At 43.6% G+C, this 9,260-nt stretch carries 6 protein-coding genes and 2 pseudogenes; 2 read left to right on the forward strand and 6 right to left on the reverse strand.

Features of this window, described 5'->3' with window-relative positions; all coding sequences use genetic code 11:
- Window positions 1-138: 138 nt before the first annotated feature.
- Window positions 139-1,665: pseudogene (locus ACE1AQ_RS16400) on the reverse strand (pentapeptide repeat-containing protein); the annotation flags it as partial.
- 301 nt (window positions 1,666-1,966) lie between these two features.
- Here ACE1AQ_RS16400 and ACE1AQ_RS16405 point away from each other — a divergent pair.
- Window positions 1,967-2,404, forward strand: a complete 438-nt coding sequence (locus ACE1AQ_RS16405) for a DUF29 domain-containing protein (protein WP_008202312.1) — start codon at window positions 1,967-1,969, stop codon at window positions 2,402-2,404.
- 477 nt (window positions 2,405-2,881) lie between these two features.
- Here the strand turns inward: ACE1AQ_RS16405 and ACE1AQ_RS16410 are convergent, their stop codons facing one another.
- From ACE1AQ_RS16410 to ACE1AQ_RS16420, 3 genes are all read right to left on the reverse strand, one after another.
- Window positions 2,882-4,225, reverse strand: a complete 1,344-nt coding sequence (locus tag ACE1AQ_RS16410; protein ID WP_008202309.1) for a TldD/PmbA family protein — start codon at window positions 4,223-4,225, stop codon at window positions 2,882-2,884.
- Window positions 4,226-4,454: 229 nt separating this feature from the next.
- Window positions 4,455-5,045: a DUF456 domain-containing protein gene (locus ACE1AQ_RS16415; protein ID WP_106908332.1), complete on the reverse strand. Its 591-nt coding sequence runs from the start codon at window positions 5,043-5,045 to the stop codon at window positions 4,455-4,457.
- Between the two features lie 2 nt (window positions 5,046-5,047).
- Window positions 5,048-6,517 carry a TldD/PmbA family protein gene (locus tag ACE1AQ_RS16420; protein WP_008202303.1) on the reverse strand — a complete coding sequence of 490 codons (1,470 nt, stop codon included), beginning with the start codon at window positions 6,515-6,517 and terminating at the stop codon, window positions 5,048-5,050.
- A 182-nt stretch (window positions 6,518-6,699) separates the two neighbouring features.
- On the opposite strand from ACE1AQ_RS16420, the gene ACE1AQ_RS16425 reads away from it, so the two are divergent.
- A complete protein-coding gene (locus ACE1AQ_RS16425) occupies window positions 6,700-7,164 on the forward strand; it encodes a hypothetical protein (protein WP_008202299.1) in 465 nt (154 codons plus the stop codon).
- 405 nt (window positions 7,165-7,569) lie between these two features.
- Here ACE1AQ_RS16425 and ACE1AQ_RS16430 read toward each other — a convergent pair whose 3' ends face one another.
- Both ACE1AQ_RS16430 and ACE1AQ_RS16435 read right to left on the reverse strand, forming a co-directional pair.
- Complete coding sequence (locus ACE1AQ_RS16430; RefSeq protein ID WP_008202295.1) at window positions 7,570-8,865, reverse strand: DNA cytosine methyltransferase; 1,296 nt, start codon at window positions 8,863-8,865, stop codon at window positions 7,570-7,572.
- A gap of 43 nt (window positions 8,866-8,908) precedes the next feature.
- Window positions 8,909-9,088: pseudogene (locus tag ACE1AQ_RS16435) on the reverse strand (PIN domain nuclease); the annotation flags it as partial.
- Window positions 9,089-9,260: the final 172 nt, after the last annotated feature.

Below are 9,260 nucleotides of genomic sequence, written 5' to 3' on the forward strand. Positions count from 1 at the left end.
GACCGACCCAACTGCAACAAAAAGCGTTAGATTTATTGGGAGTTTCCCTGATTTGTACCCAGTAACGGGGCGGCGTAAATTCTCTTAATCCCTTCTACAGCACAGCTTATGGCTTTTTGTCAACGGGGAAGTCCAGTTATATTGGGCTTCGATGGCTGCGAGTTGTAGTTGATAATTTTGGTTAAATTCTTGATGAATTTTCTCTTTATCAGTGTCGGACGGTACATGGACTTTTACCACTATCACGCCATCTCCTTTATTGGCAATGCTCTGCACCTGAAGCGGCGTATTTTCATTCTGCACTTGCACTTCTTTTAAGGCGGCGATGAAAGCTTTCCAATCTACCCCATTGCGGAAAATCAGGTCAACGGTGTCGAACATTTCGGCAAATAATTTAGTAAATTCGCCCGGTTGAAATTCGCCACTGCTGGGGCGGCGCTCTTTCTGCCCATTAAGCAAGTAAATATACTGACAGTCCACCTCATCCAGTTGGGTAGTAGCATCAATATTCCAATTTTCCACGCAAGCACCCGTCAGAGTAGCATGGCGCAAATCGGCATTGACGGCGTTGACTTCGGTGAGGTTTGCCCCCGCAAGGTTGGCGTATTGCAAGCTGGCTTCACTGATATCGGCGAGGCGCAAGTTGGCAGCTTGCAGGTTTGCCCCCTCCAGGTATGCCCCCCGTAAATCGGCTTGGGCAAAGTCTTTTCCGCTTCCGGTGCGGGAATCAATCAAAAATTCTCTAACCCGGGGATTGGCTAATAAGGTATTGTCGGGGCGGGCTAATTCCAATTTAATTGCTTGTTTAAAAATTGTTTTATTCAAGATTGCCTGATTAAAATTGGTACTTTTTAAGGTGGCTCCTGTAAAATCTGTTGCGGTTAAATTGGCTTGAAAAAAGGATGTGCCACCAATAGCAGCAAAGGCTATCACAATTTTACGCAACCAAGGATCGCGGTGTTCTTGTTTAAGGGTCAGCCAACCGAGCCAACAGTAAAATAGCGTCAAGGCTACGCCGAAGGCTATGACTGGGGCTATTGGGGCTGGGGCTACGCCGAAGGCTATGACTGGGGCTACGGAGAAGGCTATGGCTATGGCTACGACTACGGAGAAGGCTTCGGTTGCGGCTTCGGCTATGGCTAGGGCAAAGGCTACGGTTAAAACTCCGACGAAGACTCCGACTCCGGCTAAGCCTACGGCTACAATTCCGACTTTGACTCCGACGAAGACTCCGACTGAGGCGAAGGCTCCTGCTCCGGCGAAGGCTCCTGCTACGGTCAAAATATTTTTGCGCCAAGCGATGTGGAAAGTGGAGATGAGAAAGATTAAGCTAGACCAACCAATCAATTGAGTTTCTCGATTGGTTGGAGCAAAAATTAAGCTCACCATATAACCGACGAAGGCGGAAAAAAAACTCGAAACCACAGTTAACACCAAAGCCAACCCCAACAAAATCACCAGCCACCGCTTCTGCAATCCCGCCTTCGCCCAGGTAAACTTCACCCCCGTCAAATTCGCCCGACTAAAATTTGCCCCGCGTATATCACAACCACTGAAATCCGCCCCTGTTAAGTCCGCACCGCGAAAGTTACCGCCCCGCAAGGATTCCCCCCGGAAATCCCGTCGCCCGTTTTTGTACTGTTCAATAACTGCTGCTGCCTTCATCGCCTACGAAATTGCCATACTATGCCCTCAATCTTACTGCAATTTAGAAAGCGGGTTTCCTGAGAGAATCCGATTGACACTCCCACCCCAGCGCTTCGGGATTCTTGGTTCAACGAGTCCACATTCAAAAACCTGGCATTTTTATGGGCAATCGCGTCAGGTTCCACACCTCACGTTCTAGAATATATCTGGATTTCCCCCATAGATATCTACTACAATAGCCGAAAAACCCTATCTATCAATGGATACACCCATTAACCTTTCTTAATCTACTAAGTAATTTTCTATGGAGAGTTAAATTATGTCGTCAACTGCCTACGAAACTGATTATAATCAATGGCTAAAAGAGACGGTAAAACAGTTACGAGAGCGCAATTTTGAGCAGGTAGATTGGGATAATTTAATTGAAGAAATCGAGAGTATGGGAAAAAGTGATAGACGAGCTTTAATGAGTCTGTTAACCCGTCTTATCGAACATCTTTTAAAGCTGGCTTATTGGCAAGAAGAAAAAAAACGGTCAGGTAATCATTGGGCGGCAGCAATAGTCAATTTTCGCGCCCAAATTCAGCATCGTTTAGAAGATAGTCCCAGCTTACGGCCAGAATTAGCGGCTATGTATGATAAAGTTTATCCAGTGGCGATTAAATCAGTTTCTCAGCTTTTTTCCCTCAATTCAGACGCTCATATATCCCTCGAACAAACATTAGATGATAATTGGTTTCCCCCGGCTGAAAAATAGTTCTTAATTAGGAGTAATACTAAAGCTGAATAAATGTGAAATATAAACGAGATAAGGGTTTTAGTGTCCTGTTTCGCTCCCACAGGTGCAAGATTTTGAGAGAATCGTGGTTCAAAACCTTGGGTCTTCATCGGCCCGCGTCCTGTAGGGGCGAAGCATTCGGGCAATAACCTATGGTGAAACCGTAGATTTTCTATCCGAATGCTTCGCCCCTACTTTTTGCCGCAAACCCTAATCAGTTTTTAATAACCAGATTTATACTAAATCCGTTGAGTAACGCACATAAAACGGGTTTTTCGGAGAAACCCGTTTTCTACTCATGCAAAAGGCAAAAGGGAGAATAAATAATCAGTCTTTAATAACCAGATTTAGTATAATTTGCATAGTCAACAGCTTACCCACGACTATAAAATTAGCATCCATCTGGCGGGGGGTATTACCCTAGTTAATACCCCCTATTTTTGGTCAGGTATAGTGTTAAGCTTCTCCTGTGATTGATAAACCCTCTACCCAAACGTAGGGACAAACACCACTGGGAGTAATAACTGCTTCCGGTTCCAGATAAACAATCGATTTCAGCAGTGTTAAAATATCCCCGGCTACGGTAGCGGAATCGATGCTAACGCGCTCATTTTTGTTCACTAACCAACCGTCAAAGGGCAAAGAGAAGGAACCTTGTAGAGAATTAACTCCCGCATGAAGTGCCTGTAAACTATCAATTAAAACCACATTTTCTGCTGTTTCCAAAGAATAGCTTTTTGGTTGATTAGCACTAGCAAAAACGTGATAAAAATGGGGACTAACCGTTACTTTTGACCCAATGTTACCGTTGCCAGTCGGTTCTGTATTCATCCGTTTAGCGGTAATCGTGCTATGGAGAAAATTACTCAAAATCCCCTCTTTAATTAATTCCACACGACGGGTAGGAGTGCCTTCACTATCAAAAGTTTCTGCGGAAACATTAGCTGGATGGAGGGCATCATCACACAAATTTAAGGCAGTAGCGGCGATTTGTGTTCCCAAAGATTCAGGAGTAGAAAGACTCTGTTTATCAAGGACATTTTGGGCATTAAACAGATTAGAAAATGCTCCCATTAGACTCAAAAAGGCGCGGGGGGCAAAAACCACTAAATATTTACCCGTGGTAATCGGTTGATAGTCCAGATGGCTAACAGTTTTGGTAATCGCTTCCTCGATGCAACCATCGATATCTAATTTTTCCAGGCCCGGACTAACCCGAAAAGCACCAGCGCTGCGGGGTTTTTTGCCTTCCTGTTCGGTTTTGGTGTATAAATACACGCTGGCATAACTACGCGCTTCCTGACGCATTGCCCCGTCGCTATTGAGATAAAAACGTCTGACCTGCTGTTGTCCCAAACCATTATAGGGAACACTGGCAATAGCCGGATGGGCTGCTAGTAGGGATTTTTCGGCGGCTAATAACTTATCGATGAGAGTGGATACTGGTGCTTGATTAGACATTTCGCTGGCCACTTCTGTGGTGGGTGCGGTGGCAGCGGGACTAAAATCGGGGACATTTTCCTTAACGCCAAAAACGCTGGCTTCCTGAGCGGTTTTTAGGGCTAATTGCAGTCCCACCGGGTCCACATCGGTGGTGGAGGTGACACCGACTTGATTATCCTGATTCCAGACGCGAACGATAACGCTGGAACGATTGGAAGCTTGTACCTGTTTCGGTTCCCCTTGAAACACATCCACATCGGTTTCATCGACAGAAGAACCATAGATGTCGTATTTAGCAATTCCTAAAGCTTGGGCGCTAGAATTAGCGATTTGGGCGATATCTTCAACTTTTGGCATAGATTTTTTTGGGTGTTGGAGGATTTTTCAGTTATCAGTAAACAGTAATCAGTAATCAGTGAAAAGAAAGCTCAGAACTTGCCACTTAACAGTGTCCACTGAAAACTCAAATCTGATAACTGATAGCGGTCAGCCGTAAGCTGGATAAGTAGGGAGGCACAATTATTTGTAGGATGGGTTAGCGGTAGCGTAAACCATGCGGGCGTTGGGTTTCATGCTTCAACCCAACCTACGTTCTGAAAACTGATAACTGATAACTGATAACTGATAACTGATAACTGATAACTGAAGAGAGATTGGGCCAAGTGGTGACAATAAAGACGATAACGGCAGCCGTGGCCAGCATAGCTTTGGCAACGTGACCGATAACCGTACCGACGACGATACCGACACAGACTTTTAGGGATTGTTGCAAACGGGGGGTTAATTCCAAATCGCGACGATAGGCGTATTCTCCCAAAAAAGCCCCCACCACAGGACCGACAAATAGACCGATAATCGGGCCGCCAATGGGTAAAGCGGGTAAAAGCCCGAATATTCCCGCTAATAAACCCACTACTAGACCGATTTGACTCCAATTGCTCGCCCCAACTTTTTGGGCGCCGAGATAACTAGCGAGGAATTCCACCCCCAGACTGAGGAGAAGGATAACAAAGGCCACGGTTAAAGCGACCCCCATCCCCGCAAATTTGGTGACAAAACCCCACACCAGCATGGCGATTAAAATCAAACTCATGCCGGGGATAGCGGGCAGCAGTTCGCCAATTATCCCCACTATCATGATGGCAATGAGGAAATAGTAGAGAATTACTAAAGTCATGATTAACGACCGCCAACGGTAATAGAATCTACTTTTAAATGGGGTTGACCAACGGTGACATAAACGCTGCCACTGACAGAACCGCAAAAACCCGCCGCTAGACCTAAATCTTGGGAACACATAGAGATTTTATTCATAATCTCCTTGGCTGAACCGATTAAAGTCGCGCCTTTCAGGGGTTTAGTCAGGTTGCCATTTTCGATAAGATAGGCCTCCTCGACGGCGAAATTAAATTCACCGGTCGCCCCCACACTACCACCGCCCATTTTTTTGCAATAAATGCCTTTATCGATGGAATTAAAGAGATTATCGAGGGTATATTCCCCAGGGGCGATGTAGGTATTCCGCATCCGACTAGCGGCCGCATAGGTGTAGTTTTGACGGCGACCGCTACCCGTGCGCGGATGGCCGGTTTTAATTGAACCGGTGCGATCGGCAATGAAGTTTTTTAGGATACCATTTTCAATTAGGAGAGTACGCTGGGCCGGCATTCCCTCATCGTCCATATCGATAGTACCGAAAGCTTTATCGGATAATCCCTCGTCCCAAGCCGTCAGGTTGTCGTGGGCGATTTTTTCGCCTTTTTTATCGAGAAAGGGTGTGGTTTTTTGCTCAATTTGCGTAGTTTCTAGCAAATGACCGCAGGCTTCGTGGAAGATAACGCCGCCAAATTCATTGGCCATGACGATGGGATAACTGCCGGATTCTACATAGTCAGCGTAAAGCATTTTACCCGCCGATTCGGCCACTTCTGCCGCCGATTCCTCGGCATTCCACGTCCGCAGAAAATCGGGATTACTGGTACTACCCAACCGTTTACCAATGCTAGAACGATTAGCCCCATCGGCACAGAGGAGATTATAGCCCACCGATTGGGTGAGGCGAATATCCCGGGCAAAAGTGCCGTCACTAGCGGCAACTAAAATTTCTTGCCAATCGCGAAAATAAGCGGCGCGACGAGATTGGACGTGAGAGGCTTTCTGATTTAATTTACCGTTGGCAGCGAGGAGAATATCACCCATTTCTCCCAAAGAACTGCAATTATTGAGCCAAATATCTTTATTTTTGACCGTGGCATAATCCCGGAACATTTCCAGATTGATTTCGGGAATATACGCGTTAGGACTGGGTAGGTTTAAACCGAGAATCGATAAACCTTTTTCTAGGGCATTTTTTAAGCCTTGGAAGCTTAAATCGTTGGTACTGACATAACAATCGGCTTTCCCGCGAAAAAGGCGGATTCCTGCCCCTGTAGATAGTTTCGGTGAGAGACTGGTGATGCTGTCATCTTCGGCTAAACAACTGATATAGTTGACTCTTTCCAGGAAAAATTCGATAAAAGTCGCCCCGGCAGCCCGTCCCAGTCCCAGAAGAGTGGACAAAGGGGCCGCCCAAGAGCTATCAAAGCGCTCCAGACTAGGATTATATTTCAGGGTGGGGAGTTCTTTGGAGATGAGTAGGGTGGGTGACATAAAGCTCGTTTATCAGTTAATCTGCTGGTTTCTAGTCTAACAGTTCTCAGTTTTTTGCGTCTTGGGGCGTTAGCGCCGCCCAACCCTGCTAAATTTTTCTCATTCATATCTCTTAATAAAAACCTTGATTCGATCGCTCATCGCCCCCAAGATTAAAGAAAGAGCGACTCAGGATTAAAATAATGGCCACAGCGACACAATTCTTAAACATTTCTGACTTGACAAAAGATGATTATTGTGTATTCGGTTTAGCGATTTGTTTTCTCAAACAGGAGGGAGAATTAGAAAAAGTGGCGGTGTTAGAACCGATTCCCTCGGCAGCTCTAGAAGCAATTGTCAAAGGAATTCCCACTTCCTACGAATTTGCCCGCGCCATGGCTTTAGGAGAGGTATTTCAGGACGATAATCCTCAAATACCCAGTAATTTCCCCGATAATGCCCAATTATGCGAGAATTTTGTCGAAAGGGCGATTGCTGCAACTCGCACCTATAAAAATCAACCCCACCTACAAGGGTTAATCCCCTTGGGCGGCCAAAAAGACGATTTAAACTTTTCCCTAGAGAAAAAACGCATCTTAAATGCTGTTCATCTGGTGCGGACGGAGGATAACGTCAAACAACATTCTCACACCCATAAGGTTTTGTAATCAAGGTGAGTTCGGGTTAGGGAAATTTTGCCGTTTTCCCTGATTCCGAACTCAGGTTATGACTCTCTTGGGTTTGGCGGGTAAAATGTATTCTAAAATACAGTGATGCTAGTGAGCGACTGGAACGAACCACAAAGACACAAAGAACACAAAGATTGATCGCTTATATATTGAGTTAAACCTATCACACCAAAGAATAAGAAGACCAGATTATAGCAGTTATCTTATACCATTTTTCTAAAGTAACAGTAACGTTAGGGATGGTAATTACCCTCACCCCTAACCCCTCTCCAGTTCTGGGAGAGGGGTGTAGGATGTCTGCCACGAATAAAGAAAATGGTATTAAGGGTGAGGTGTAAAGTTGGGATTTTGAGGAGTCGGTCGTCAGGAGATGATTTTTATTTATTAAGGCAATGCTACACATAAGTTTTTGCCGACTGAATAAATATCTTCAAACAAATAATTCCATTGATGTTCTAGGTGTCTAGCAATATGGTAAGCAAGCAAAGGTGGCACAGCATTACCAATTAATTTGTAACCATCCGTAGCCGAAAGTGAATATTTTTCATCTCCCTTGTTTTGTGGACGCACAAATTCAAAATCATCGGGAAAAGTCTGTATTCTCGCACATTCCCGCACAGTTAAACGTCTCATTTTTAACCCTGCTTCTAACTCATTAACTATCTTTCCCCCTAATTCTAAAGATAATCTCCTAAATTCAATATTACCGTGATGTTCCGAGCGAATAGTCGGACCTAAACCCTGTAAATTAACCTCGATTTGTCCCTGAGTTTTTCCATAATGTTTAGCTTTTGAATAACTTTTTTGTGAGAGGTCAAATAACTCATCTTCTGGTTCTGCTAAACCTGATAATATCTGACCCACTGTACTGTAAGTTTTAAGAGGATATATTGACTCAAACAGATTTAATTGATGCTTAATAACTTTATGGGTTGAATGCGGAAAAATATCATTATTTTCTAGATGTCCTATCGCTGTCGCTTTTAAATAGGTTTTATTTAAACCGATAAAGATAATTCTTTCCCTAGTTTGGGGAATTCCATAATCGGGAGCAAAGAGAAGTTTAGGGATAACTATATATCCATCTTTACCAATGGCACTAAAATCATCTTCAATTATATCTTTAACATTGGCCAAAGAGATTAAACCTTTGACATTTTCAGCAATAAAAACTTTAGGTAAGGTTAATTCAATAACTCTCTTCATCCAATAATAGAGTTTCCCGCGATTGTCCTGAAAACTATCTTCACTCTCGTCTAGTAGTTTACCCGTGTGACTTTTGTGAGAATTAAACCCCTTTCTTTTTCCTGAAACACTAAAATCTTGACAGGGAAAACCTCCCGTTACTACATCGATATTACTGGGAAACTGAAACTCTCCTTTTTCTGCTTGTTTGACTAAATCTACAATACTCCCCAAGTGAAATACATTCTTTTTACCCCTTTTTTCAAAGTAGGGAATCCAAGCATTATGAGCAGCTTTAGTTATATCATTAGCAAAGACAGTTTCAAAAGTAGTGCGCGGTAGTTTTAGCCATGGTTCCCGTCTTTCTACTATCCAATCTCGATGAATATTTTCATTAATACAGTCTTGGTGTACCCAAAAACCTCCCTCTAATCCTAAGTCCATTCCCCCGCAGCCAGAAAATAGGGATAAAACTCGCTTTTGTTGCCTATTCATCACTATTGATTAAATGAGTAATTTAATAATATCATACTGATAATCAACTTGATCGAAAGGGATTAATTAAAGTTATTTGATTAGATATTATTAACCCATCCTGCATATCTTCAGAGTAAAGAATACTAGCATCGGATGCTAAGGCACTAGCTACAATTAAACTATCCCAAAAAGAAAAACTGTATTGAGTACGAAGATTAGAAGCGGATTCAAGAATTGTTAAGTTAAATTCTACCACTCGACAACGATTGTAAAGGGAGCATCCCACTTTTGCAATAAGAAATTGTACTTAGATGCGAAATGCTTAGATGGCAAGCCTTTTCGGGAGTTCATAGATTTTTAACGGTTCTCTAAATTGTGTGATTCAAACCAGAATCGTTACTACAAAAGCCTTC

Source organism: Microcystis sp. BLCC-F209, assembly GCF_041928595.1.
Lineage (GTDB): Bacteria > Cyanobacteriota > Cyanobacteriia > Cyanobacteriales > Microcystaceae > Microcystis.

Coding starts and splice junctions, on each gene's coding strand:
- ACE1AQ_RS16430 (WP_008202295.1), bottom strand. CDS start 8,865: ATGAATAGGCAACAAAAGCGAGTTTTATCCCTATTTTCTGGCTGCGGG.
- ACE1AQ_RS16410 (WP_008202309.1), bottom strand. CDS start 4,225: ATGCCAAAAGTTGAAGATATCGCCCAAATCGCTAATTCTAGCGCCCAA.
- ACE1AQ_RS16420 (WP_008202303.1), bottom strand. CDS start 6,517: ATGTCACCCACCCTACTCATCTCCAAAGAACTCCCCACCCTGAAATAT.
- ACE1AQ_RS16405 (WP_008202312.1), top strand. CDS start 1,967: ATGTCGTCAACTGCCTACGAAACTGATTATAATCAATGGCTAAAAGAG.
- ACE1AQ_RS16415 (WP_106908332.1), bottom strand. CDS start 5,045: ATGACTTTAGTAATTCTCTACTATTTCCTCATTGCCATCATGATAGTG.
- ACE1AQ_RS16425 (WP_008202299.1), top strand. CDS start 6,700: ATGGCCACAGCGACACAATTCTTAAACATTTCTGACTTGACAAAAGAT.